Annotated in this window: 23 protein-coding genes and 1 tRNA gene; 21 read left to right on the top strand and 3 right to left on the bottom strand. The window is 53.3% G+C overall.

The window, feature by feature from the left end; all coding sequences use genetic code 11:
- Positions 1-7 precede the first annotated feature (7 nt).
- From CF651_RS17540 to CF651_RS17460, 17 genes are all read left to right on the top strand, one after another.
- On the top strand, positions 8-523 hold the full coding sequence (locus tag CF651_RS17540) for an acyltransferase (RefSeq protein ID WP_094016172.1): 516 nt from the start codon (positions 8-10) through the stop codon (positions 521-523).
- A 375-nt stretch (positions 524-898) separates the two neighbouring features.
- Positions 899-2,092, top strand: coding sequence for an ATP phosphoribosyltransferase regulatory subunit (locus CF651_RS17535; RefSeq protein WP_094016171.1), 1,194 nt, complete (start codon positions 899-901; stop codon positions 2,090-2,092).
- Between the two features lie 13 nt (positions 2,093-2,105).
- Entirely contained in the window at positions 2,106-2,741 is a 636-nt protein-coding gene (hisG, locus tag CF651_RS17530; protein WP_094016170.1) for an ATP phosphoribosyltransferase, read from the top strand.
- An 89-nt stretch (positions 2,742-2,830) separates the two neighbouring features.
- The gene (hisD, locus tag CF651_RS17525; protein WP_094016169.1) at positions 2,831-4,120 is read left to right on the top strand and encodes a histidinol dehydrogenase; all 1,290 of its coding nucleotides are present in this window, start codon (positions 2,831-2,833) and stop codon (positions 4,118-4,120) included.
- Positions 4,113-4,718, top strand: coding sequence for an imidazoleglycerol-phosphate dehydratase HisB (gene hisB / locus CF651_RS17520; protein ID WP_245856008.1), 606 nt, complete (start codon positions 4,113-4,115; stop codon positions 4,716-4,718). The genes hisD and hisB overlap by 8 nt, the downstream gene beginning before the upstream one ends.
- Position 4,719: 1 nt before the next feature.
- Positions 4,720-5,334 (top strand): imidazole glycerol phosphate synthase subunit HisH, encoded by a 615-nt coding sequence (hisH, locus tag CF651_RS17515; RefSeq protein ID WP_094016167.1) that lies wholly within the window; start codon positions 4,720-4,722, stop codon positions 5,332-5,334.
- Between the two features lies 1 nt (position 5,335).
- The gene (gene hisF / locus CF651_RS17510; protein ID WP_094016166.1) at positions 5,336-6,094 is read left to right on the top strand and encodes an imidazole glycerol phosphate synthase subunit HisF; all 759 of its coding nucleotides are present in this window, start codon (positions 5,336-5,338) and stop codon (positions 6,092-6,094) included.
- A complete protein-coding gene (gene hisIE / locus CF651_RS17505) occupies positions 6,091-6,762 on the top strand; it encodes a bifunctional phosphoribosyl-AMP cyclohydrolase/phosphoribosyl-ATP diphosphatase HisIE (RefSeq protein WP_245856004.1) in 672 nt (223 codons plus the stop codon). Before hisF ends, hisIE begins: the two co-directional genes overlap by 4 nt.
- Positions 6,763-7,128: 366 nt before the next feature.
- The gene (locus tag CF651_RS17500) at positions 7,129-8,079 is read left to right on the top strand and encodes a ribose-phosphate diphosphokinase (RefSeq protein ID WP_094016165.1); all 951 of its coding nucleotides are present in this window, start codon (positions 7,129-7,131) and stop codon (positions 8,077-8,079) included.
- 131 nt (positions 8,080-8,210) lie between these two features.
- Positions 8,211-9,947 (top strand): tetratricopeptide repeat protein, encoded by a 1,737-nt coding sequence (locus tag CF651_RS17495; RefSeq protein WP_094016164.1) that lies wholly within the window; start codon positions 8,211-8,213, stop codon positions 9,945-9,947.
- 32 nt (positions 9,948-9,979) lie between these two features.
- A complete protein-coding gene (trxB, locus tag CF651_RS17490; RefSeq protein ID WP_094016163.1) occupies positions 9,980-10,927 on the top strand; it encodes a thioredoxin-disulfide reductase in 948 nt (315 codons plus the stop codon).
- A 285-nt stretch (positions 10,928-11,212) separates the two neighbouring features.
- A complete protein-coding gene (locus tag CF651_RS17485; RefSeq protein ID WP_094016162.1) occupies positions 11,213-12,163 on the top strand; it encodes an ROK family glucokinase in 951 nt (316 codons plus the stop codon).
- A gap of 228 nt (positions 12,164-12,391) precedes the next feature.
- Positions 12,392-13,291, top strand: coding sequence for an RNase adapter RapZ (gene rapZ / locus CF651_RS17480; protein ID WP_094016161.1), 900 nt, complete (start codon positions 12,392-12,394; stop codon positions 13,289-13,291).
- Positions 13,288-14,274, top strand: coding sequence for a gluconeogenesis factor YvcK family protein (locus CF651_RS17475; protein ID WP_094016160.1), 987 nt, complete (start codon positions 13,288-13,290; stop codon positions 14,272-14,274). The genes rapZ and CF651_RS17475 overlap by 4 nt, the downstream gene beginning before the upstream one ends.
- Before the next feature lie 5 nt (positions 14,275-14,279).
- A complete protein-coding gene (whiA, locus tag CF651_RS17470; protein WP_094016159.1) occupies positions 14,280-15,209 on the top strand; it encodes a DNA-binding protein WhiA in 930 nt (309 codons plus the stop codon).
- A gap of 158 nt (positions 15,210-15,367) precedes the next feature.
- Positions 15,368-15,637: an HPr family phosphocarrier protein gene (locus tag CF651_RS17465; protein WP_076230567.1), complete on the top strand. Its 270-nt coding sequence runs from the start codon at positions 15,368-15,370 to the stop codon at positions 15,635-15,637.
- Between the two features lie 196 nt (positions 15,638-15,833).
- Complete coding sequence (locus CF651_RS17460; RefSeq protein WP_094016158.1) at positions 15,834-17,597, top strand: copper amine oxidase N-terminal domain-containing protein; 1,764 nt, start codon at positions 15,834-15,836, stop codon at positions 17,595-17,597.
- Between the two features lie 157 nt (positions 17,598-17,754).
- On the opposite strand, the gene clpP is transcribed toward CF651_RS17460, so the two are convergent.
- From clpP to CF651_RS17445, 3 genes are all read right to left on the bottom strand, one after another.
- The gene (clpP, locus tag CF651_RS17455) at positions 17,755-18,336 is read right to left on the bottom strand and encodes an ATP-dependent Clp endopeptidase proteolytic subunit ClpP (protein ID WP_094016157.1); all 582 of its coding nucleotides are present in this window, start codon (positions 18,334-18,336) and stop codon (positions 17,755-17,757) included.
- A gap of 173 nt (positions 18,337-18,509) precedes the next feature.
- Positions 18,510-18,581: transfer RNA gene (locus tag CF651_RS17450), tRNA-Arg, on the bottom strand.
- 76 nt (positions 18,582-18,657) lie between these two features.
- The gene (locus tag CF651_RS17445; RefSeq protein WP_245856012.1) at positions 18,658-19,575 is read right to left on the bottom strand and encodes a LysR family transcriptional regulator; all 918 of its coding nucleotides are present in this window, start codon (positions 19,573-19,575) and stop codon (positions 18,658-18,660) included.
- A 278-nt stretch (positions 19,576-19,853) separates the two neighbouring features.
- Between CF651_RS17445 and CF651_RS17440 the strand changes: the two genes are divergently transcribed.
- From CF651_RS17440 to CF651_RS17425, 4 genes are read left to right on the top strand one after another with little or no spacing between them, the layout of a single operon-like run.
- A complete protein-coding gene (locus CF651_RS17440; protein WP_094016155.1) occupies positions 19,854-21,485 on the top strand; it encodes an ABC transporter substrate-binding protein in 1,632 nt (543 codons plus the stop codon).
- Positions 21,472-22,509, top strand: coding sequence for an ABC transporter permease (locus CF651_RS17435; protein ID WP_094016154.1), 1,038 nt, complete (start codon positions 21,472-21,474; stop codon positions 22,507-22,509). Before CF651_RS17440 ends, CF651_RS17435 begins: the two co-directional genes overlap by 14 nt.
- Positions 22,506-24,443: an ATP-binding cassette domain-containing protein gene (locus CF651_RS32885; protein ID WP_245856002.1), complete on the top strand. Its 1,938-nt coding sequence runs from the start codon at positions 22,506-22,508 to the stop codon at positions 24,441-24,443. Before CF651_RS17435 ends, CF651_RS32885 begins: the two co-directional genes overlap by 4 nt.
- Positions 24,436-25,194 carry an ABC transporter ATP-binding protein gene (locus CF651_RS17425; protein WP_094016153.1) on the top strand — a complete coding sequence of 253 codons (759 nt, stop codon included), beginning with the start codon at positions 24,436-24,438 and terminating at the stop codon, positions 25,192-25,194. Before CF651_RS32885 ends, CF651_RS17425 begins: the two co-directional genes overlap by 8 nt.
- Positions 25,195-25,221: the final 27 nt, after the last annotated feature.

Below are 25,221 nucleotides of genomic sequence, written 5' to 3'. Positions count from 1 at the left end.
ATTCCCGTTGAGAAAGACAGACCGATTTCCTGTGGAAGGACCGAATTCGCTGTGGCAGGTGTATCGGACGGTAAGCCGGTTTAAGGCGGTTCGTAACTTTATATGGATTCAAATTTCCAGGTATGCTCCCTCCTTGCCCCTGAAACGGTGGATTTACCGCCACATCCTGGGGATGAAGGTAGGGGAGCATGCCTCCTTTGCTTTGATGGTGATGGTGGATGTGTTCTTTCCGGAACGCATCGAAGTGGGGGACAATTGCATTATCGGCTACAACACGACGATTTTAACGCACGAGTATTTAATTAAGGAGTACCGGATTGGTACGGTTCGTATCGGGTCCCACGTCATGATCGGGGCGAATACGACGATTTTGCCAGGGGTGACCATCGGCGATCATGCGGTTATTGGGGCGGGCTCGGTCGTACATAAGGACGTTGCGCCCTACAGCTTTGTAGCCGGCAATCCGCTACGGGTTATCCGCGAGGACGTGCGGCAGCAGGACTCCTCTCAGGAAACCCGTTGAAATCGCAGCTGCGGGCGGAGTTCATCCGGTGAACCGTTAACGGGTAGGATGGGGTATAGGTGAAGCAGAGAGGGCGAAAGAAGCGGACGACTTCCATAGTCCTCTTTTTCATAGCATGGGGACTGCCTAAACGCACGCGCAGCCTCCAAGCCGGTTCCCCCTAATATCAGTGTGGTTTGGGTAATCTTGATTTCACAGGATGGAAGGCTTTATGAAAAACGAAGGGCTTGGGTCATCAGCTAAAAACGTTGACGGAAGAGGGCCGGAATGATAAACTTACGATTACATTCTTTATTTTGGTAGTATGGTAGCATATTAGCGAACTAAAGCGAATAAGATAAAAATCATTTATGTTTATATAGGCGGTGAGGATCGGTGTCGAAACCGAAAGTATTTGAAAAGCCGACCGGCGTGAAGGATTATCTTCCCGAGGCGGTAGCCAAATTGCGTACCATCAAGTCGAATGTGCTGGAATGTATGGAGCGGTGGGGATATCGCGAGATTATGACCCCGACGCTGGAATTTTACGATACAGTAGGGGTAGCCAGCTCGACAGAGGACCGCAAGCTCTTCAAGCTGCTCGATCGCAACGGCACCACACTGGTGATGCGTTCCGATATTACGGCGCCGATCGCTCGGGTGGTCGGGTCCTTGTTAAAAGAAGAGGCGTTTCCGATCCGGTTATCGTACCACGCCAATGTGTTCCGTGCCTTTGAGGCGGAGGCGGGCAGAGACGCTGAGTTTTTCCAGACGGGTGTCGAGCTTGTCGGGGATGCTTCGTCGGAATCTGATGCCGAAGTGATTGCTTTGGCCATTGCAAGCCTGCAGGCCGCGGGTGTGAAGGAGTTCAAGATTGCCCTGGGTCATGTCGGCTTCCTGACAGGATTGTTTAATGAAACGCTGCAGGCCCGGTCGGAAGCACAGCAAGCGTTGAAGGAATGTTTGTTGAACCGCGATTATGTCGGTTACCGCGACACGATCAAGTCGCTTGAGCTGGCTCCGGAAGTGCAGAAGGAGCTTGAAGGCATTCTCAGGCTTCGCGGCGGACAAGAAATTTGCGCCCAAGCGAAGCAGGTGACGAAGGATCCGATGGCTCAGCAATCCATCGCGCATCTGTGCGAGGTATGGGACGTGCTGCAGGCTTACGGTGTCAGCGAGCATGTACTGATTGATTTGACGATGATTGGAGATTTCTCCTACTATACAGGCATGACTTTCGAGGGGTATGCATCGGATCTTGGCTTCCCGGTATGCAGCGGGGGGAGATACGATAACCTGCTCACCCAGTTCGGACGACCGGCCCCGGCGACCGGCTTTGCCCTCAAAACAAACCGGATCCTTGAAGTGGTCAGCAAGCAGCCGAACGAGCCGCTCCAACGCATATTGGTTGCTTATACGGCAGCACAGCGGGAGGCGGCCTTTGCGAAAGCAAGGGAGCTGCGCGCTCTTGATGGAGTTATGGTAGAGACGCGATTAACTGAGGGTGCTACAATAGAGGCTGTCCGTCAGGGCGATGATTCGTACCGTGTGAACGGCATCGTATACCAAGACGTGATTCAACTAGGATAAGGAGGCGTGAAGCATGCAGGACGTATTGAAAGTGGCAATGCCCAAAGGGCGTATCTATAAGCAGGCCTCCAAGCTGTTTCGCGAGGCGGGACTCCCGATTCCCGAAGATATGGACGATTCCCGCAAGCTGATTATTCCGGTGCCGGAAGCGAACATGGAGTTCATTATGGCGAAGCCTGTAGACGTGCCTATTTATGTGGAATACGGCGTGGCCGATATCGGTGTGGTCGGCAAGGACGTACTGATGGAAGAAAACCTTGACGTGTATGAGCTGCTGGATCTGGGCATCGCCCGCTGCCGCATGTCGGTGATCGGTCTGCCGGACTGGCAGCCGGTACTGAATCCAAGGGTGGCTACGAAGTACCCGAATGTCGCTTCGCAATATTTCCGTGAACGGGGCCAACAGGTCGAGGTTATCAAGCTGAACGGTTCGATTGAGCTTGCACCTTTGATCGGCTTGGCCGACCGGATCGTCGATATGGTCGAAACCGGACAAACGCTGCGTGAGAACGGGCTGGTGGAGCAGGAGCAAATTTTTGCGATTACGAGCCGTCTGATTGCCAATCGCGTCAGCTACCGCATGAAGAACGAGTCCATACAGGCGCTGTGCGACAAGCTGCAGCAGACGATGGCGACGGCGGGGAAATAGGTTGTAAGGTGTATGCCTAACCGAAAGAATAGATCCGCTTGAAACCGGGCGGAACTTTTACACATACAGAATTGAAGGGGGAATGCGTGATGAAAATCATGCCGGCTAATGCGTTCGCGCTAAAGCGCGAGGTAGAATACGGCTCGCCGGAGCAGAACGAAAGCGTGCAGCGCATCATTGAAACGGTGCGCCGCGAAGGCGATGCGGCGCTGCGCCGCTACGCCGAGCAGTTCGACAGGGTAACCGTCGACGAGCTGCGCGTGAGCGAAGCGGAGATCGAGTCCGCCTATGCACAGGTGGACGAGAGCTTTCTCGCCGCGATCCGGGAGGCGGCGGACAACGTGCGGCGCTTCCACGAGAAGCAGAAGCGCACGTCCTGGATGGATCTGCAGCCCGACGGCAGCATCCTGGGACAAGTGATCCGGCCGCTGCGCCGGGTCGGCCTGTACGTGCCGGGCGGGAAGGCGGCGTACCCGTCCTCCGTTTTAATGAACGCAATCCCCGCACAAGTAGCGGGCGTGCCGGAGATCGTCATGGTGACGCCTCCGGCAACCGCTGGAGCCGCAGGCATCGATCCGCACATTCTCGTCGCCGCCTCGGAAGCGGGCGTACGTGAGATCTACCGCGTCGGCGGCGCGCAAGCCGTAGCGGCACTGGCCTACGGCACGGAGTCGATCGCGGCCGCGGACAAGATCGTAGGGCCCGGCAACATCTACGTCGCCTTGGCGAAGCGCTACGTCTTCGGCGCTGTCGACATCGACAGCATCGCGGGCCCTAGCGAAATCGTCGTGCTCGCCGACGAGACAGCCGACGCCGCTTATGTAGCGGCGGACCTGCTGTCCCAGGCGGAGCATGACGAGATGGCCTCGGCGATTCTCATCACGCCGTCGCAGGCACTGGCGGAAGCCGTGCAGGCGGAGGTAGCCCGCCAGCTCGAAACGCTGCCGAAGAAGGACATCGCTTCGCAGTCGATCCGCGACTACGGTGCGATTCTCACGGTCGCCAGCCTCGAGGAAGGCGTGCGCGTCGTGAACCAGCTCGCACCTGAGCATCTCGAGATCATCGCAAGCGAGCCGTTCCAGTATTTGAGCGCCATTGAGAACGCAGGCGCTATCTTCCTGGGTCCTTACAGCTCGGAGCCGGTTGGCGACTACTTCGCCGGGCCGAACCATGTGCTGCCGACGAACGGTACGGCGCGCTTCTCCTCCCCGCTGAACGTGGACGACTACATGAAGAAGTCCAGCGTGATCTACTACAGCAAGGAAGCGCTGCTGCAGAACGGAGACAAAATTATCGCGCTTGCGAAGCATGAAGGGCTCGAAGCCCATGCCCGCGCGATTCAAATACGACTTGAGAAAGAAGGGAAGTCCCGTGGCTGATTCCAATGCATTGTCCCGCACGGCCAGCATCGCGCGCAAGACCGGTGAAACGGACATTAAGCTGTCCTTGAACGTGGACGGCTCCGGTGTGGCGGAGATCGAAACCGATGTACCGTTCTTCAATCATATGCTGCATGCCTTTACCAAAAATGCAATGTTCGATTTGAAGGTAGAAGCGACGGGTGATATCGAAATCGATGACCACCATACGGTGGAGGATATCGGGATCGTGCTCGGCCAGGCCCTTCGTGAATCGCTTGGCGACAAGTCCGGCATTAAGCGCTATGCTAGTGCGTACATTCCGATGGATGAAGCGCTGGCACAGGTCATCATCGATATTAGCAACCGGCCGCATTTCGAATACCGTGCGGCGTATCCGTCCCACCAGGTGGGGAGCTTCTCCACCGAGCTGGTGCATGAGTTCTTATGGAAATTCGCGCTGGAAGCCAGAATTACGCTGCATGTCATCCTGCATTATGGCCATAACACGCATCATATGATCGAGGCCATTTTCAAAGCGCTTGGACGTGCGCTGGACGAGGCGACAAGCATCGACCCGCGCGTGAAAGGCGTGCCATCGACGAAGGGAGTGCTGTAGCATGATCGCCATTTTCGACTATGGTATGGGCAATTTGCACAGCGTGGCCAAGGCCGTCGAGAGACTCGGCTTTGAAGCCGTCGTCACCTCCGACGAAGCGCAGATTCTGGCAGCAGACGGAGCCATTCTGCCGGGCGTCGGCGCGTTCGGCGACGCCATGCAGCATCTGCGCGAGTCGCGTCTGGACGGCACGGCGATCCGCTATGCGCAGAGCGGCAAGCCGATGCTTGGCATTTGCCTCGGCATGCAGCTGTTGTTCAGCCACAGCGAGGAGCATGGCTCCCACGACGGGCTGAACCTGCTGCCGGGCAAGGTCGTCCGCTTCCGCGGCGACTACAAGGTGCCGCACATGGGCTGGAATCGGCTGCAATTCGTGCAGCCCAGCCCGCTGTTCGAGGGCGTAGAGCCGGGGCACGTGTACTTCGTGCACTCGTATCATGTACAGCCGGAGCAGCCGTCAGACCTGCTTGCCGTTACGGACTACTATCAGCAGGTGACGGCGATTGTGGGCCGTGACAACGTGTACGGCATGCAGTTTCACCCCGAGAAGAGCGGCAGCATCGGGATGCAGCTGCTCGGCAACTTTTTGAAGCTGTGCGAGAGGAGGGACGGTTAGCATGCTGGCGAAACGAATTATTCCCTGCCTGGATGTAAAGGACGGCCGAGTCGTTAAAGGCGTGAATTTTGTCAACCTGCGCGATGCGGGAGATCCGGTCGAGCTTGCGGCTATTTATGACCGGGAGGGCGCCGACGAGCTGGTGTTCCTGGACATCTCCGCTTCGGTGGAAGGGCGTGCGACGATGGTCGAGGTCGTGAAGCAGACCGCAGGCGAGATCACGATCCCGTTCACGGTGGGCGGCGGCATTTCGAGCGTGGAGGATATGAAACGGATGCTGCGCGCGGGCGCCGACAAGATTGGCATTAATACGGCAGCGGTCAAAAACCCGCAGCTTATTTCGGACGGGGCACGCCGCTTCGGCTCCCAGTGTATTGTTGTTGCGATCGACGCGCGGTACAATGAGGCCTGGGGCGAGTGGGAAGTATTCACGCACGGCGGGCGCAATGGTACGGGAATCAAGGCGCTCGAGTGGGCGAAGAAGGTCGAGGAGCTCGGAGCCGGTGAAATTTTGCTGACCAGCATGGATGCGGACGGCACGAAGGATGGCTTTGATCTGCCTCTCACACGGGCTGTTTCCGAGCGTGTAACGATTCCGGTTATCGCTTCGGGCGGGGCGGGAACGAAAGAGCACTTCTACGATGTGTTTACGGAAGGCAAGGCGGATGCCGGCTTGGCCGCCACCATTTTTCATTATAAAGAGATTACGATCGATGAAGTGAAGACGAACTTAAGAACCAAAGGGGTGGAAGTGCGGTGAGTACAGAACAAATCGAACAACTGGCTGCAGATATTAAATGGGATGCACACGGCTTGGTACCTGCCATCGTTCAGGATGCGGCAAGCAAAGAAGTATTGATGATGGCTTATATGAATCAAGATTCACTCAAGCTGACGGTCGAGTCCGGGGAAACGTGGTTCTGGAGCCGCTCGCGCAGCGAGCTGTGGCATAAGGGCGCGACCAGTGGCTATCTGCAAAAGGTGAAGTCGCTGAAGTACGATTGCGACGGCGATACACTGCTTGTTCTGGTTGACCAGACAGGCCCGGCCTGTCATACCGGCAAATACAGCTGCTTCTTCAACGAGGTGCAGCTGAACGGTGGAGACGTCACCGAAGCTGCTGAGCCGGCGGCCGATCGTTTCGAGATTTTGTCGAAGCTGGAAGCGACGATCGCTTCCCGCGAGGCGGAGCGTCCGGAGGGAGCTTATACGACGTACTTGTTCGAGAAAGGCGTCGACAAAATTTTGAAAAAGGTGGGCGAGGAAACCGCCGAGGTCATCATCGCCGCCAAAAACCGCGATCATGATGAGCTTCGTTACGAAGCCAGCGACCTGATTTTCCACCTGATGGTGCTGCTCCGTGAGCAGAAGCTGCCGCTGGATGACGTCATGAAAGAATTGGAACGCCGCCATCTTTCCAAAAAATAAACGACAATCATCGACAACCACGGTTGAACGGACCGTCGGGATGTCATAATAAGGGCATTGGACTGAAGTGATCCGAACAACGGGACTTCTTCCTTGCCCTTCCTCTATGTACGGATCGTGGCAGCACTTGTTAAATTCAGGATAGAGGGACACAATCGTGCAACCGAAACCGGCCTGCTGCGTAAGAAATGGGTAAAACTACCCTTCATTTCACGGAAATGCCTTTTTCTTAATCGAATCTTTTCATGTATAATGGGGTTGAGGACATTTTTATTGTATAATGACTCTTGGTGTCATAGATGCTCGGACAGCAACCCCTTGTGAATTTTTAAACGTAAACGTAAACAATCCATTGCGGAGGTAACCATGTTAAGCGACAACATTAAAGTATTTTCGGGTTCATCCAATCCCAAGCTTGCTCAAGCAATCTGTAAGGAGCTGGATGTTCCTCTTGGCCAAATCAAGCTTTCCCGATTCAAGAGCGGTGAAATTTACTGTCTTTTCGAAGAAACGATTCGTAACTGTGATGTATTTTTGGTTCAAACGTTCTCCCATCCGATCAATGAGCACTTTATGGAGCTGTTGGTTATGATGGATGCGGCCAAACGTGCATCGGCCAGAACCATCAACCTTGTCGTGCCATACTATGGTTATTCCCGTCAAGAACGTAAAGCGGCGCCGCGTGAACCGATTTCCGCGAAGTTGGTTGCCGATCTGTTGAATGCTGCGGGAGCCGATCGTGTTGTAACCATCGACCTGCACGCTCCGGCAATCCAAGGCTTTTTCAATATCCCTGTCGATCATTTGACGGCGATGGATTTGTTAAGCGATCATATTAAGAAGAAAAACATCCCTGACCTGATCGTCGTATCCCCGGATGCGGGCGGCGTGACACGGGCGGAAAACTTAGCGAACGTGCTGGAAGCGCCTATCGCGATGATGTTCAAGAAACGTTATGCTCATAATGAAGCGGTAGTTACCCACGTTATCGGTGATGTGAAAGGGAAGACGCCGGTTATTATAGAAGACTTGATCGATACAGGCACAACGATTGTCAATGTTGTCGAAGGCTTGAAAGAACGCGGTGCGAACGATGTGTACATCTGTGCGACGCACCCGGTATTCTCAGGACCGGCGCTGCAGCGTCTGGATCACCCGAACATCAAGGAAGTCATTATTACCGACTCGATTGCCATTCCTGAAGACCATTCTTCGAGATTCCAGGTGCTTTCTATCGCGGGACTTTTGTCCAATGCGATTCGCATCATCAAGGACGGCGGCTCCATCAGCTCGTTGTTCAAATACGGCGGTGTTTAACGGATATAGGCGTAGGCACAATGTGCTTGCGCCTGTCCTGCATGTGCATTTGTTTAATTTATGCTATACTTGCTAATGACTAACGCTGGTTTCTTACACAATTCCAGACGGAACCGGAGGTGCCTTACTTAATGGAGAAGAAAAAGCGTGCCACCCCAACCCAAGCTGCGAAGGTCATACCGATGAAAATGGATGCCACGTTCTTTTTCGAACGAGCTGTTCAGTCCCTGGACCGATATCATTACGATAAGGCATTAAAGTATTTTCGTCGCGCTGCCGAATACGAGCCGGAGAATCCGGTTAATCATTGTAATTTGGCAGGCCTTCTCTCGGAGATGGGGAATTATGAAGAATCCAACAATATTCTTCAACACGTATTGGATCAGATCGATCCGGCCATGACCGAATGTTATTTCTACATGGCTAACAATTTTGCGAATATGGAAAACTATGAGTCGGCGGAGAAGGCCATTATTCATTACCTCGAGCATGATGAAACCGGTCAGTTCCTGGAGGAATCTGAGGAAATGATTGAGCTGCTCAGCTACGAATTGGACCGCCCGACCAAGCTGACTTCGATCAAAAGCCGGGAAGGCATGTTCGAGCACGACCGTGCCCGCAGTATGCTGGAGGAAGGCAAGTTTGGCGAAGCTGTTCGGATTCTCGAGAAAATTATAAAAAAACACCCTGATTTCATGGCCGCACGCAACAATTTGGCGTTGGCTTACTACTATATGGGTCATTTTGACAAATCCGTCGAAAAGATCAAGGAAGTGCTGGAGCTTGACCACGGAAACCTTCATGCGCTGTGCAATCTGGCTATCTTTTACCAGCATTTCGGCGATAAAGAGAATCTGGGCGAGCTGCTTACGGTGCTTCGCAAGACGTATCCGTTCCACCAGGATCATGTGTTTAAATTAGCTACCACAATGGGTATCTTAAGTGAGCATGAGACAGCTTTCCGTCTGTTCAAGCGGCTGCTTAAGACCGGAGAGGCGGGACTTGATCCCTGCTTGTTCCATTACACAGCGGTGGCCGCCTATAACACCCAAAGGTACGATGAGGCGGAGCGTCAGTGGCGCCAAGCGGATAAATTCGACCCCGGGTCGGAGATTCCGAAGTTTTATTTGAACATTTTGCGCAACTCACGCAATGAATCGGTCAAACCGCCGGTGAGCTATCATTACCATCTTCCATTCGAAGAGCAATTCCGCGGACTGGAGAAATCCACCGAAGGCTTACCCGACCATTTGAAACGGGACCCGCTGGTGCGCTCTTCCTTCTTCTGGGCGCTGCGCCACGGGGATACGGACACCAAGCTGCAGGTGATTCAGGCGTTCGGCCTCATAGCCGATAACGAAGTGAAGGAAGCGCTGCTTGAGTTTATTCAAGAGCCGAGCGAGGACGACTATTTGAAAAAGGTCGCCATCTTCGTGCTTCGCAATATGGGCCTGCAAGAGCCGGTTACAGCTGTGCTGGACGGCTTGAAGCGGACCGTGCCGGCTGCGCCTTTCTCCCCGAATCTCCCGGTTTGGGAGCCGAAGTGGCAGGCGATAATGGATATGGCCTTGCAGCAAATGAGCCGCAGATACGATATGGTTCAGCAATATGATTTACAAACCTTATGGGTGGAGTTCTTAACCCGCATGTACCCGAACACGCCGAAGATCGCCAAGATCGAAGGATGGGCCGCAGCACTGGAATATTTGACGGCCAAGATGCATCGCCGGGCCATCTCATTTCATGAGCTGTCCAATCGGTACAACGTATCGGTAGCCACCATCAGCAAGCATGTAAAAGTGATTGATGAAGCCTGCGGACTGAAGGAGAAAATGGAAGCTATTTTCCCGACCTTCCTCAAGCTTTAGCTATATTGCCTAATCTATAGGAGGAGTTCTTCATGTACAAAGCAATCGTCATCGGGACCGGACCTGCCGGTCTGACAGCAGCTATTTATTTGGCTCGCGCCAACCTGAACCCACTGGTCATTGAAGGACCGGAGCCAGGCGGGCAGCTGACAACCACGACCGAGGTGGAAAATTTCCCCGGCTTCCCTGAAGGCATCATGGGGCCTGAGCTTATGGACAATATGCGCAAGCAAGCGGAGCGTTTCGGCGCCGAGTTCAAAACAAGCTGGGTCACGAAGGTCGATCTCTCCAAACGTCCTTTCAAGCTGACGGTTGAAGGTGTCGGTGAGATTGAAACCGAGAGTCTCATTATCTCGACAGGCGCTTCCGCGAAGCTGCTCGGTATCGAGAATGAAAGAGAAAGCATCGGACGCGGTGTGAGCACTTGCGCAACCTGTGACGGCTTTTTCTTCCGCGGTAAAAAAATTATCGTCATCGGTGGCGGGGATTCCGCTATGGAAGAGGCGAACTTCCTGACGCGCTTCGCAACAGAGGTTCGCGTAGTGAACCGCCGCAGTGAGCTGCGCGCCTCCAAAATTATGCAGGATCGTGCCCGCGAGAATGCAAAAGTAACCTGGAGCTTGAACCGGACGCCGCTCGCGGTCATTTCCGGTGATAAGGGCGTAATCGGCTTGAAGGTGAAGAACAACGAGACCGGCGAAGAAGAAGTCATTGAAACCGACGGCATCTTCGTAGCGATCGGGCATAAGCCGAACACGGACTTCCTGGGCGGCCAAATTACAACCGACGATCATGGCTATATCTTGGTGAAGCCGGGCACGTCCATGACGAACATCGAAGGCGTATTCGCTTGCGGAGACGTACAGGACAGCAAATATCGCCAAGCGATTACAGCGGCAGGCAGCGGCTGTATGGCAGCCCTCGATTGCGAGAAGTTTTTGGATGGGCATGCGGTTCATGACTGGAGCCAATCGGTATAACTATAAGGAAAAACGTGGGGCGGAAGTTCCACGTTTTTTTCAGTAGCTAAGAAGTGTTCTCATACTTCGTCTACCTTGACAAAGGAACGCCATCTTGAAAGACGGCTTAGGTCGTTTATCCTTGTGATAAAGATATAACGCTTGAGCACGTGCCTTGACCTGTAGTTAGGGTTGGCTTATAGTTAAAATGGAGCATTTATGCATGACCGTCGTAACCGTCCGCTGCAGGACGGTGCATTCGTTTATTTTTCTTATGTGATCATATGTTTATGAGGTGACCAAGGCATGGTAGAAAAAGTGTACGTTGGAGTCGATTTGGGCGGAACGGCCATCAAGGTGGGACTTTGCGATGAGTTTGGAAAGCTGCTGCAAACCTATGAAGGTCCGACGGGGACCGAGCATGGAGCCGATGTCGTTCTGGAGAACATCGCGCAATATGTTCGTAAGCTGGTAGCGGATTCTCCGTATGAATGGGAGCAGGTTGCAGGTATCGGAGCAGGTATCGCCGGATTTATGGATATTCCCGAAGGCTTCATCAAGCTGTCCCCGAATTTGGGCTGGCGCAACGTGCCTGTCAAAAAAATACTCGAAGAAAAGCTCGGCAAAACAGTGAAGATTGATAATGACGCTAACGTGGCTGCGCTGGGCGAAGCTTGGAGCGGCGCCGGAGCAGGCTTGCCGAATGTGGTATGCTATACGCTTGGAACAGGCGTAGGCGGCGGAATCATTATAAATGGAAAGATCTTTCAAGGCTATAAAGGGATGGCCGGCGAGCTCGGGCACATGAGCGTGGTACCGGATTTGGAAGCAATCAACTGCAACTGCGGCCTAAAGGGCTGCCTGGAGACCGTTTCTTCAGCGACGGGCATTATCCGTATGGCGAAGGAAGCGGTGGAACGCGGAGAACATACTTCTCTGGCACTGGTGGAGAACATCATGGCGAAGGAAGTATTCGAGGCGGCGGATTCCGGTGATGAGGTTGCCCTGCGTATCGTGAATCGCGCAGCCTTATATTTGGGTAAATCGATGGCCGCTGTATCTGTTGTCCTGAACCCGCAGCGATTTATTGTGGGCGGGGGCGTATCGAAGGCCGGAGATATTTTATTCGATGCGATCCGCAAATATTTTAATGAGTATGCACAAGAGTCCGCCAAGGAAGGCGTGGATATCGTTCCGGCCATTTTGGGTAATGATGCGGGTGTTGTAGGTGCGGCAGGCTTGAACCTCCGTTCTTAGTCGCCTCAAGCATATAATAACTTTATTCCACAGGTCGCAGCCGGCCGCAGCCTGCATAAGATACAGTAAAGGCTTATCGGGCGGTGGCATGCAACAGAATCGGCGCAGAATGCAAGCTGTATCGGCAGGCTTGAACGTCTAGCCGTGTTTGGCTTCGCTTTTTTGCTTGGTCATAGTTTCTCATAAGTTGATAGATTGATAGTTTTGAAAAGGGGAGGGAACCATCCCATGGAAGAAATGCATACCTTAGGAAAGCTGGTTATCATTACCGGCATGTCCGGCGCAGGCAAAACCATTGCGGTACAAAGCTTGGAGGACTTGGGCTTTTTCTGCGTGGATAACCTTCCTCCTGTGTTGATTCCCAAATTTGCCGAGCTTATTGAACAATCCAAAGGCCGTATCGGCAAAGTAGCGCTTGTGATCGACCTACGGGGAAGAGAGTTTTTCACTTCTTTGTCGGAGTCGCTGCGCTACGTGCAGGAGAACCATACGCTCACCTACGAAATCCTGTTTCTTGACGCCACCGATGGAGTACTGGTTCAGCGTTACAAGGAGAGCCGCCGCAAGCATCCGCTGGCCCCGACGGGTGCCCCTCTGGAAGGCATCCATCAGGAGCGCAAGCTGCTGGAGGAGCTCAAGGGATTGGCAACGCAGGTTATCGATACAAGTAATCTGAAGCCTGCGCAGCTGAAAGAGAAGATTATTGCCAGGTTTACGAACATCGAGTCGAATGGCATTTCCATTAATGTCATCTCGTTCGGGTTCAAATATGGCGTGCCGATCGATGCCGATCTGATCTTTGATGTGCGATTCCTGCCCAACCCCCACTATGTGGAGACGCTTCGGCCGAACACGGGCCAAGATCCGGACGTGTACGAGTATGTAATGAAATGGAACGAAACACAGGAGTTTTTGACGAAGCTGCTGGATATGCTGCACTTTCTTGTACCACAGTATAAGAAGGAAGGCAAGAGTCAGGTGGTTGTCGGTATCGGCTGTACGGGAGGCAAGCACCGTTCCGTAGCGATTGCCGAATATTTGGGTAAAGTGATGGGCAACAGCGAAACCGAGATTGTCAGGGTTAATCATCGGGATGCTGAACGCGATCGGGTCGAGGTGAAAAAATGACAACCGGCCATGGGGGAAGAGGTCGGCCTCGGATTGCCGTGATCGGCGGTGGCACCGGACTCTCCGTCATGCTGCGCGGATTGAAGGAGAAGCCTTTGGACATTACGGCGATCGTCACGGTTGCCGATGACGGGGGCAGCTCAGGCATTTTGCGCTCAGAGCTGGAGATGGTGCCGCCCGGCGATATACGCAACGTTTTGACGGCAATGGCGGATGTGGAGCCGATGCTCGGCAAGATGCTGGAGTACCGATTTGAGAAAGGGCAGGGATTAGCCGGCCATAGTTTGGGTAATCTAATTTTGGCAGCGATGAGCGATATTACCGGTGATTTTGTTACGGGCGTTCGCGAGCTAAGCCGTGTGTTTGCCGTTCGGGGGCAGGTGCTGCCGGCTGCGAATCATGCGATTGTGTTAAAAGCGGAAATGACCGACGGTACGATTGTCGAGGGCGAGTCCAAAATTCCGAAGGCTGGGAAAACCATCAAGCGGGTATTTATCGAGCCGGAGCAGGTATCTCCTTTGCCCGAAGCGATCGAGGCTCTGGAGCAGGCAGATGCGATTTTGGTCGGGCCGGGCAGTCTGTACACGAGTATTTTGCCGAACCTGCTTGTACCTGAAATTACCCGTACCATTGTCGAATCCAAGGCGCTTAAAATGTTCATTTGCAATGTGATGACGCAGCCTGGAGAGACGGATCACTATGCCGTCAGCGACCATTTGAGGGCAGTCCGAGATCATGTCGGGCAGGACTTATTCGATTATGTTATCGTCAATAATGGGGAAATTCCGCCTCAGGTGCAGGATCGTTATGCGGAGAAGGGTGCAAAAGTGGTTCATCTGGATCTGGATGAGGTCACGAAGAAAGGCTATAAAGTCATTGCAGACCAGCTGATTTTGTTCCGGACCTATTTAAGGCATGACGCGGAGAAGCTGAGTCAGCATATTTATCAATTGGTGGAGAGCTGGATGCTCAAGAAGGGGTGATTGCCATGTCCTTCGCCGCGCAAACGAAGAAAGAACTGACCATGATCCAATCCGAGGCGTGCTGCGAGACGGCTGAGCTGTCCGCACTCATTCGGATGAACGGCTCCGTTCAGTTGACGAATCAGCGTATCGTGCTGGATATTTCAACCGAGAATGCGGCCATTGCCCGACGGATTTACTCGCTTCTGAAGAAAGAGTTTCATGTCCATACCGAGCTGCTGGTTCGCAAAAAAATGCGGTTGAAAAAAAACAACGTCTACATCGTCCGCGTGCCGAATCAGGTACAGGAAATTTTATCAAGGATGCACATTGTATCCGAAGGATTTATTTTCACGCCTGGCATCGAGAAAGAGATTATTAAGGAAGACTGCTGTAAGCGTGCGTATTTGCGTGGAGCTTTCCTCGCCGGAGGCTCGGTAAATAATCCGGAAGGCTCATCGTATCATCTGGAAATATCATCGATGTATGAAGAGCATTGCCAGGCCCTTTGTGAGCTGGCCAATGAGTTTGATCTGAACGCCCGTTGTATCGAACGCAAGAAGGGCTTTGTGCTGTATATTAAGGAAGGCGAGAAAATTATCGAGTTTCTCAGCCTGATCGGGGCGCATCAAGCGCTGCTTCGTTTCGAGGATGTGCGGATTATGAAGGATATGCGCAACTCGGTCAATCGTCTGGTGAATTGTGAAACCGCGAATTTGAACAAAACGATCGGTGCGGCTGTGCGTCAGATTGATAATATTCGATTGCTGCAAAAGGAGCTCGGCCTGGAAAACCTGCCGGACAAATTGCGCGAGGTGGCTGAAATTCGGCTGAAGCATCCGGATATGAATTTAAAAGAAGTCGGCGACCTGCTTAAGGGTCAAGTCAGCAAGTCCGGTGTGAATCACCGTCTTCGTAAAATTGACGAGATGGCCGAGAAAATCCGGAAATCGTAGGCGCACCATCGGTAAATATAGATTTTTTGTGTAATTTTGCAATATTCCTAGTGTATCGGTTAGGAAAATGGTATAATAGTTGAAAAATCGCTTTTTCATGGTCATTTATATGAAGAATGGTCATTTGCAATTTATGATTGTAGGGGGTATGGGTTGGAATGTCGAAACGCCCAGTAGTTGTGAAGTTGAAAACAGGCCTTCATGCCAGACCAGCGGCACTTTTCGTTCAAGAAGCGAACAAATTCTCTTCCGAGATCTTTGTGGAGAAGGATGAGAAGAAAGTGAACGCCAAGAGTATCATGGGTATCATGAGCCTAGCCATCAGTACAGGTACAGAAGTATACATTAGTGCAGAGGGTTCGGACGCCGAGCAGGCTGTAAACGCTTTAGTCACTTTGGTCAGCAAAGAGGAACTGGAGAATCAATAATACTGCCACGGGCTTCCGTTAAGGAAGCTTTTTTCTCTGGTACAAGGAGTACCGTTCATCGGTATGTCAAATGATGGACGGTATGCGAACCGCAGAAAAGCGCAACCTTTTCTTGAGTAGAGCGTCTATAAAGACGTGTCTTCTGTAGGAAAGGTTTTTTGCTGTCCTTATTTATTTATTTTAAAGGAGTAGAGAGATGAAACAGTTAAAAAGAGAAATGTCGCTAATGGTTCTCATCACCATGCTTTGTACCGTTCTCTTCACACCGTTGGCCTCTGCGGCCGGTATTGCGTCGACCTCGACGTACATCCTGCTGTATGTGGACAAAACGGACGCTTTTCTGAACGGACAGCAGGTGAAGCTGGAGTCCCCGGCGACGATCATTAAGGACAAGATGTATGTGCCGGCTAAGTTTTTGGGCGATGCGATGGGGTTGAAGGTAGAATGGAACGACAAGACCCGTCAAGTGGAAATGAATACCCCAGGCTATAACATTATTTTGGACAGCGATCGCAAGCAAGTTTGGATTAACGGCGTCATGGAGCCATTCGATTCCGCGGCGGCGATTAGTCCGGAAGGCAAATTGATGGTGAAGCTGACTTGGTTGGCTGATTATATGGGAGCACGCTACACATACAACGACGAGCTTCGTCGGGTAGAGGTGATTCACACTCAACTGCCTAACGGCATTTATATTCCGAACACGGGCAACTCCAAGCCGGTTGCGAAGTTTTCCTTTGCGAAGGACACGTACCGTATCGGGGAACCTGTGAAATATGTGGATCTGAGCTATGATCCGGATGCGGAAGGCATAGCCAGAGCGGAATGGACGAATAAAGAGGAAGCTTTCTTTCAACCGGGAAAATACAATGTGACTTTGACCGTATGGGATGCGCACGGCAACAAAAGCGAGACGTATTCCCGTGTCATTACGATTTCGAATGAAACCTACTTAAGTGCAATTGAGTACCCGATCTACATGAAGCCTGTCGGCGGCTTTATCAAAACGGATTGGAGCACGCTGTGGGGCAACTTCTGGAAGCTGCCTGAGCTCCCTAAGACAGTGACGGAAGACTCATCCCGCAAGCTGCTCGTGAGTGACAGCCCTGAGGAATTCACGGAAAAAGGAATCCTATACCAGGATACGGTGAACGGGAAAGGACGCCTTTACGCAGATCACGTGAATGGAACGAAGGAAAAGGTCAATCTTGCCATCCTGGCAAAGAATACGACCGATAAGCCGGTCACGATCAAAACGACCAACAAAGGGGAAGTATGGCCTTCTGTTTACGCCAACCTGATTGGGAATGAAGCGAGCGTGGAATTCCTGATGAATGATCCGCAAAACGGAAGTATGGTCATTCCTCCGAAAACAACGCTTATTTATTCGCAAATGCCGGAATTTTATCCGAGCCAAGGTGTTAATCTGTTCTATGACGTAGAAACAGACGGTGAAATTCAGTTTTCCTTCGTAGCTACATCGGAAGTGAATCAGAACTCGTTGAACCTCCCGCTGCTGCCGTTTACCGGCCATGTTCGCGGCTCGTTCCAGGTATCTCAAGTGAATTGGAACATCGATGCGAGCTCCTTCACGACACCGTCGCGGCTTATTATCGGAGACGGGAAATCGGATCCGTTCCAGCCAGGGTATGACCCGATGCGCAAGGAGAACGTGAAGAACGAAGGAAACTATGGCATGGTGTACAAGATTCATGCCGACAAGCCAAGAAAGATGGCGGTCATGATAATGCCGTACGGCGGTATTTTCAAGGGGCCATTCAAAATTAACGGTGAAATCCGTTTGGTGCCGGAATCCGGCGTGCTGACTGCTTTTGACGGCATGCAGATCCTGGCGAAGACAACGGGCAAGGAAGACTCCCTGGATATCGAGTTTACGCCACCGGCAGGTTCGGCGTTCCCGATTGATCTTATCTTCTATCCTTTGGACGATAAAGAGTAGGGCGTAGAGAAAAGGCAGCTCGCTTCGCACCTGCGACACACTCCTTTCCCCTCCGTCGGTGCCTTTTCTCCACGGAAGTGGGAGTACAAAAGAGCAACGCTGCAAAAGAAACAGGACAGTCCGATTCGGACTGTCCTGTTTCTTTTTTTTCAGCGAATTATACTCTCTCGATCACTTTATCGATCAAGCCGTAAGCTGCCGCTTCTTCAGCATACATGAAGTTGTCGCGGTCCGTATCCTTCTCAATTTGCTCGAAGGTTTGGCCTGTGCGCTCAGCCAGGATGTGGTTCAGCTTATCGCGCATTTTGAGAATGCGCTTCGCGCGAATTTCGATGTCGCTCGCTTGGCCTTCGGCTCCGCCCAGCGGCTGGTGAATCATGACTTCGCTGTTCGGCAGCGCAAAGCGTTTGCCTTTGGCTCCGGCAGCGAGCAGGAACGCGCCCATCGAAGCGGCCATACCGACACAGATGGTCGATACATCCGGCTTGATGAACTGCATTGTATCGTAGATAGCCATGCCCGCAGTAATGGAACCGCCAGGGCTGTTAATGTACAAGGAGATGTCTTTATCCGGATCCTGAGCAGCCAGGAACAACAGTTGAGCGATGATGGCATTGGCCACAACGTCATTAACCGGGGTACCTAGAAAAATAATGCGATCCTTCAGCAAACGGGAGTAGATGTCATAAGCGCGCTCTCCTCTTGCATCCGGTTCAACGACCATGGGAATGAAACTCATAAGCTGCAGCCTCCTTAAAGTTCATATATGGTAACACTATAACCATCATAGCGGAAAAACAAACAAAGGTCAAGAAAGGTCAAACAAGAGGCACAAAAAAACCTTTGATCAGGTTCATTGCCCAAGGACAACGATGCAAGAATCAAAGGTTCTTTCATGGTAGTACCATATTACGCGCCCGTAAGGAATCGAACCTTAATCTCAGGCTCCGGAGGCCTACGTCATATCCATTGGACCACGGGCGCACAGCGTGTACGAAAAATGCGAAGCAAGAGTTATTATATGATACGCGGGAAGAAAAATCAACCCTCTTGCGAAAAACTATGGATTCGCCAGCTCGATCCGCCCGTTATCGGGGTCGGCTCCATGCTGAATACAGCTGAAGAAGGCCTGCTCCGCCGGGGTAAGACAAGAGCTTTTCCGGTGAATAAAGCCGTTCTTTCGGCTGATGTGAAGCCCGCAAACCGGAATGGTTCTCAACTCCCCTTTGCTGATTTGCTCCCGGACGGCGTAATAGGGAAGGAAGGCAATGCCCAACCCGGATTTGACGGCTTCCTTGATCACCTCGAAATTACTCATGGCTACGGTCGTCAATTGAATTCGTGCCGATTGGAGAGGGGAAACAATGCAGCTCTGCAGCAAACGGCTTTGGGGCAGCAGCAGCGTCGTATGGTTCAAATCGCGGGTGTACAGCAGCTTTCTGTCGGTCCATGGATGGCCGCTCGGGAAGACCAGAAGAAACTGATCCTCGAAAAGCACAGTACGGTAAAACTCCGACTGAATGTACGGATCATTCTCGTATAGCGGCATGAAGGCAGAATGGATTTTATCCTGTTTCAATAACTGATGCAGCGCATCATAGCCGTACGTATGCAGCTCGAACTGCTGGGCAGGGTAGCTCTCATGATATTGGCGCAGCCATTCGGGTACAACATAGACGCCCATATAATTGCTGGCATAGACGGAGAGTATCGTTTTGGGCGGGGCGGCCTGTTTTATCGCAGCGGCGGCTTCGTCGAAGAGCCGGGTTATTTTTTGAGCGTATTCATAAAAGATTTTCCCCTGCAGGGTTAGCTCGACCGACTTGCCCGAACGCTCAAAAAGCTTCGTACCAAGCATTTCCTCCAGCTGCTGGATGTGATTGCTGATGGTTGGCTGTGAGCAGAACAGCTGCCGGGCTGTCTCAGTGAAAGAACCGCAGGCGGCGAGGATTAGAAACGTTTCCAGCTTCTCAAACATTTTCACGGATTGGATCTCCTCCAAGATGCGATTCTGAATAAAATTATACCTTAAATGATAATGATTATCAATATCATATAAAACAAGCGAATTCTGCTTATTCAAGATGGTAATAACATTATTAAAAATTAAAATGATAGCGCTATCACCAGGGTAATAAGCGAATTTTTCATTTTTAGGCCATCTAATTGATATTGATAATTATTCTCACTAGTATTATGATCACTTTTAGATATCCGGACATTATCACTGTAAATCTTACATAGGAGTGGTTTTTCATGCTATCCCGATCCAGACGGTCGTTGGCCGTATTGTTAAGTTCTATCGTTATCTTATCCGGCTGCAGCTCTGCAAGCTCTCTGTCATCAACGGATGCGAGCAAGGAAAAGGCGCCGGCAGCGGAAAGTAAAGCAACCGTCGCTCAGGAGAAGCCTTCGATCCGAATCGGCTGGCAGAAGAGCGGTTATCCGTCGCCATTTGCTTTCAGCTCCTCCGGGCCCGGGGGCTACTTGCATAACAGCTTCCTGTTCGACACGCTTACATGGAAGGATGATAAGGGCGTTATTCCGTGGCTCGCGAAATCGTGGAAGCAGTCGGATAGCGGTCTCAGCTACACGTTTGAACTGGAGCAAGGTGTGAAGTGGCACGACGGCACGGCATTTACAGCGGACGATGTCGTATTTACGTTCGATTATTACAAAAAGTACCCGTTCCCTTGGACGGGCGATATCAGTCAAATCGAATCCGTGAAGAAACTAAACGAAACGACCGTCGTTTTCCAGCTGAAAAACAAATACGCTCCGTTCTTGAGCGACCTGGTCGGCATTATGCCGATTATTCCCAAGCATATTTGGGAGAAGGTCGATAAACCGATGGCTTACCGTGACCCGGGCGCTGTCGTCGGGACAGGTCCTTTTACATTGAAGGCGTATGACGAGAAGTCGGGACAGTATTTGTTTGCGGCCAATGAGCAGTACTTCAAAGGTCAAGTGAAGGTGAAGGATGTCGCTTACCTGGATGTGCAGAACAAGGTGCTCTCTTTGCAGAAAAACGAGATCAATGCCGGAACGACATTGAACTATCCGGAGGTCGAGCTGATTCAAAAGGACGGCTTCGATACGATGAAAAATGAGCAGACCGGCAGCGCCGTTCGTGTCGTGTTCAACCCGGAGCATCCGCAGCTGAAGGACAAGCGGCTCCGCCAAGCGATCGCCTATGCACTGGACCGCCAGGATATGGCGAAAAAAATTGTCGGGGGTGAGCCGCTGGTGGGCAGCGCAGGGGTGATTCCTCCGGATTCGGCTTGGTATAACAAGGACGTACAGCAGTATGCGTACAATACCGCCAAAGCGGAGGAGCTGCTCGACCATCTGGGCTACGTTAAGCAAGCGAGCGGTACAAGGGAGGCGCTTAAGCTTAACATGATGGTTTCCTCCACCTCCAAGGAAGCGCAAATGATGCAGGAAATGCTGAAGAAGGTAGGTGTTTCCCTTCAGATCCAGCAGGTGGATACGGCAACCTTCACTTCTGCCATGGGCGAAAACAAATATGATATGGCGATTACCGGGCACATCGGCTTGAGCGGCGATCCCGATTTCTTGCGGCTGTGGTTCTCCGGTGCGGCCAGCAATGCGTTCGCGGCCAGAGGCAAGGCGTTCGCTAATGCACAATTTCAGCAGCTGGCCGAGGCGCAGCTGTCCGAGCTGGACCCGGCGAAGCGCAAAGCGGAGGTGTACCAGATGCAGTCGATTTTATCCGAGGAGCTGCCCACACTGGTGCTGTATCACCGCCCGTTTTACTTGATGTACAAAAAGACGGATTTTAACGGTTGGTTCAATACGTTCGGCGGGATTGCGGACGGCATTCCTTTATGGGACAACAAGGCGGCCTTTATCGATGTCCGGAAATAAGCGGGCGCTAACTTATGGCAATGTACTGTTGTTTGTGCTCGTACTGAACTTTTTCCTTCCGCGGCTTCTGCCTGGAGGACCGATTGATTATATCTTGGGCGGAGAGAACGGAGCCGTTCTAATGAGCGAGGCGCAGAAGACGGCTCTGCTAGGCTACTACCAGTTGGATAAGCCGATGGGACAGCAGTTTCTGCACTACGTAAAAGGCTTGGTTACCCTGGATTTCGGCCCCTCGATCACTTACAAATCTCCTGCTCTTGAGGTGATTAAAGGCCGGCTTCCATGGACGCTGCTTATTGTCGGCTCCTCCGCCGTCTTATCCATCCTCATCGGTCTTGGCGCGGGACTCATGTCCGCCTGGCGGCATGCCGGTCGGGCAGACAGGGCCCTGCTGCTGTCTATGGTCGGACTGAGCGCTATTCCGGAATTCCTCATCGGCATGCTGCTGCTTATAGGCTTCTCTGTGCAGTGGAGCTGGTTTCCGCTTGGCGGGGCCAGCACTCCGTTCTTGCCGTCGCACTTGTGGTGGGACCGCGTAGGGGATGTGTTACGGCATGCGACCTTGCCGATCCTTACCTTAACCGCCGCTCAGGTTGCGAGCTTGTATTTGTTCATGCGCAATGAAGCTGTCCGTGTGCTGCAGGAGCCTTTTGTCGAGTTCGCATGGGCCAAGGGGCTGAACAGGCGGACGATCCTGCTTCGGCATGCTGCCCGCAATGCACTGCTTCCCATTGTAACGATGATTACACTGCGTATTGGCGGGCTTATGGCCGGTTCGGTGCTAGCAGAGACCGTGTTCTCATATCCGGGCATCGGGAGGCTGCTCCAGGAAGCGATACTATCGCGCGATTACCCGCTGCTTCATGCTTTGTTTCTGGTCATGACCGTATTCGTGCTCCTGTTGAACATGATGGCGGATGCCATCTACCCCCGGTTGGATCCAAGGGTAGGAAGAGGGAACGGGGACGGACCGGCAATGCTGCGGCGTGCGGAAGGCGTAGAAGGGCGAGGAGGGCTGTTATGAAATGGACACGAGTTCAAATTGTTGGTCTTGGCATGCTGCTTCTCTTCCTCGCGTTTGCGGTTGCGGGTCCGATGGCAGCCCGGTTCGGGCCGATTGCTTTTGAGGGCGAACGGCTATCCCCGCCGACGGCGATCCATTGGCTCGGTACGAACTCGCTCGGCCAGGATCTGTTCAGCCAACTGGCCTATGGGGCACGAAGTACACTTGCCATAGGGCTTATGGTCGCGGTGCTGAGCACGGTGCTAAGCGGTGTACTGGGGCTTGCTGCCGGCTACTCGAAGCGGCTGGATCCGGTCATCAACGGCGCCGCGAATGTGCTGCTGGTGATTCCGTCGCTGCTGCTCATCCTTATCGTCATTGCCTTCACTAGAGGAGGGATCGGGCAGCTGGTTTTGACGCTGGGCTTGCTGACATGGCCGGGATATATGCGGCTGATTCGCGCCTCCGTGCTCTCCCTGAGGGAAAGGGAGTTCGTCAAGGCGGCCCAGCTGTACCGTGCCAAGCCCGGTTATATTCTGCGCAGGCATTTGCTGCCTTTCATCATGCCGCTGCTGAGGACGAAATTTCTGATGTCGTTCCGGCAAGCGGTGGCTATGGAGGCCGGCTTATCGTTCCTTGGTCTTGGCGACCCCAACCATGCGACATGGGGGAAAATGCTGGAGCAGGCGTTTCAGCAAAATGAAACGTGGCTGACTGCCGCATGGCAGTGGACCGTGCTTCCGCCGGTCGTTTCGCTGCTGCTGGTAACCGTCAGCCTGGCGATGCTCGGCGAGGGTGCCGGCCGGAGCAAGCCTGCGGGCTGGTCCATGCTCAGCTCCCGGCTGGGTACAGGGCCGGCTGAGCAGCTGTCAGCCTTCTTGGCCCCCGCCGGTGCGGCAGAGCCGCTGGCCACTCTGGCTGTCGGCGATGTGGCTGGACCGCCCGCGTCCCTAGCTTCCGCCGGGATTCCCGAACCGCCCGCGTCCCTGGCAGCCGCGGATGCGCCAGAGTCGCCCAAGACTCTGGCTGTCGATGGTAGGCTTCAGCCACCCGTAGCTCCGTCTGCCGCCGGTGCGCCTGAGCCACCCTACACAATGGCCGGAGTCCCTGCTCCTGTGCCGGTATCCGCTGCCCCTGCGGTTGTCCCATCGCCGACTGGACCTGCGCCGCGCGCCTCTGCACCGGGGGCTGCTGTGGCCGCGGACAGCTTGCGGGTGGCCTATGACGGGCAGGCCGTCCTCCACCCGCTCTCGTTCGCCCTCGCTGCCGGCAGCATAACGGCCGTTGTCGGCGAGTCCGGCTCCGGCAAAACGACGCTGGCGCGCACGCTGTACGGCCTGCAGCCTGAGCACACGGTACAGGGCGACGCCTATGTATGCGGCCGGCGGATGTACGGCGGCGGGCCTGGGATGAAGCGGTGGCAGGATGCCGCGTTCATCTTCCAGGATGCCCGCCTCAGCCTGAATCCGCTGTTAACCATTGGGCGGCAGCTTCAGGAGGTGCTGCCCAAGGGCTTCCCTTCAGCGAAGAGAGCGCGAAGGGAAGCCGCGGCCCAGGCGCTGCGGGAGGTGCAGCTGGAGGAGCGGGTACTCGATTGCTACCCGCACGAATTAAGCGGCGGGATGCTGAGCCGCGTCGTTATTGCTCTCGCGCTGATCAATAAGCCGTCAGTGCTCATTGCCGACGAGCCTACGGGGGCCTTGGACCCGATCGTCAAGCAGGAGATCATGGAGCTGCTTGTCTCCAAGGTGAGGCAGCACGGGATGACACTGCTTTTGATAACGCATGACATTGGTGCAGCTCTTTATGCGGCTGAAGAGGTCATGATCTTAAAAGACGGACGGTTGCTTGAGCATACGTCCAAGCAGCGGTGGCGGACAGCTCCGCAAAACGGATACAGCAAGGAGCTGCTAGGCTCCTATAGACGGCGGGACAGGAGGCGTATGGATGCTTGAAGTCAGTGGATTGTCCAAGAAGTTCGATCGGAATAAGGAACAACGATATGCGGTACAGGATGTCTCCCTGACGATTGCAGACAACGAAATCTTCGCGCTGGTCGGGGAGAGCGGCTCGGGGAAGTCCACCTTGGCCGAAATGATTGTCGGCCTGCAGCGGCCCTCGGCCGGACGGATTTACTGGCAAGGGCAACGGATAGAACGGAAGCCGGATTACTGGCAGCAGGTGCAAATGATTTTCCAAAATCCGGACCGCTCGTTAAATCCCTACTGGAAGGTTCGCGATCTCATCGCAGAGCCGTTGATCCTGCAAAGAGTGCCAAGAGAGGACGCATACCATCGGGTCGCACGGCTGCTTGAACAGGTGAGTCTTCCCAGGGAGCTTGGGCTGCGGAGCACCTCGGAATGCTCGGGTGGGCAGAAACAGCGTGTTGCCATTGCAAGAGCGCTGGCTTTGCCCCCGCAGCTCCTCATAGCGGATGAGATGACATCGGCTCTCGATCCGCTTACCGAGAGGGAAATGCTCAGGCTCCTGCTTGAGTTGAAGCGGGAGCATCGGTTATCGCTCCTGTACATCACCCATCGGTTGGAGACGATCGACGGATTCGCAGACCGTCTCGCGGTTATGAAAGACGGGCGTATCGTCGAGACTGGCTCCTGCGCCGATATATTGAACGCTCCCCAAGCGCTGTATACGAAAAGGCTGCTCGATGCTTGTGATTACAGTGCAGAGCCGGGTGTGATGAAGTGAGGACGACAGATGTAAGGAGTGAAGCCT

The sequence above is a fragment of the Paenibacillus rigui genome, from assembly GCF_002234615.1.
In the GTDB taxonomy this organism is placed as follows: domain Bacteria; phylum Bacillota; class Bacilli; order Paenibacillales; family NBRC-103111; genus Paenibacillus_S; species Paenibacillus_S rigui.
This window is presented reverse-complemented; position numbering and strand designations above follow the sequence as displayed.

Coding starts and splice junctions, on each gene's coding strand:
- hisG (WP_094016170.1), top strand. CDS start 2,106: ATGCAGGACGTATTGAAAGTGGCAATGCCCAAAGGGCGTATCTATAAG.
- hisD (WP_094016169.1), top strand. CDS start 2,831: ATGAAAATCATGCCGGCTAATGCGTTCGCGCTAAAGCGCGAGGTAGAA.
- hisH (WP_094016167.1), top strand. CDS start 4,720: ATGATCGCCATTTTCGACTATGGTATGGGCAATTTGCACAGCGTGGCC.
- hisF (WP_094016166.1), top strand. CDS start 5,336: ATGCTGGCGAAACGAATTATTCCCTGCCTGGATGTAAAGGACGGCCGA.
- CF651_RS17500 (WP_094016165.1), top strand. CDS start 7,129: ATGTTAAGCGACAACATTAAAGTATTTTCGGGTTCATCCAATCCCAAG.
- CF651_RS17495 (WP_094016164.1), top strand. CDS start 8,211: ATGGAGAAGAAAAAGCGTGCCACCCCAACCCAAGCTGCGAAGGTCATA.
- trxB (WP_094016163.1), top strand. CDS start 9,980: ATGTACAAAGCAATCGTCATCGGGACCGGACCTGCCGGTCTGACAGCA.
- CF651_RS17485 (WP_094016162.1), top strand. CDS start 11,213: ATGGTAGAAAAAGTGTACGTTGGAGTCGATTTGGGCGGAACGGCCATC.
- rapZ (WP_094016161.1), top strand. CDS start 12,392: ATGGAAGAAATGCATACCTTAGGAAAGCTGGTTATCATTACCGGCATG.
- CF651_RS17475 (WP_094016160.1), top strand. CDS start 13,288: ATGACAACCGGCCATGGGGGAAGAGGTCGGCCTCGGATTGCCGTGATC.
- whiA (WP_094016159.1), top strand. CDS start 14,280: ATGTCCTTCGCCGCGCAAACGAAGAAAGAACTGACCATGATCCAATCC.
- CF651_RS17465 (WP_076230567.1), top strand. CDS start 15,368: ATGTCGAAACGCCCAGTAGTTGTGAAGTTGAAAACAGGCCTTCATGCC.
- CF651_RS17460 (WP_094016158.1), top strand. CDS start 15,834: ATGAAACAGTTAAAAAGAGAAATGTCGCTAATGGTTCTCATCACCATG.
- clpP (WP_094016157.1), bottom strand. CDS start 18,336: ATGAGTTTCATTCCCATGGTCGTTGAACCGGATGCAAGAGGAGAGCGC.
- CF651_RS17445 (WP_245856012.1), bottom strand. CDS start 19,575: ATGTTTGAGAAGCTGGAAACGTTTCTAATCCTCGCCGCCTGCGGTTCT.
- CF651_RS17440 (WP_094016155.1), top strand. CDS start 19,854: ATGCTATCCCGATCCAGACGGTCGTTGGCCGTATTGTTAAGTTCTATC.
- CF651_RS17435 (WP_094016154.1), top strand. CDS start 21,472: ATGTCCGGAAATAAGCGGGCGCTAACTTATGGCAATGTACTGTTGTTT.
- CF651_RS32885 (WP_245856002.1), top strand. CDS start 22,506: ATGAAATGGACACGAGTTCAAATTGTTGGTCTTGGCATGCTGCTTCTC.
- CF651_RS17425 (WP_094016153.1), top strand. CDS start 24,436: ATGCTTGAAGTCAGTGGATTGTCCAAGAAGTTCGATCGGAATAAGGAA.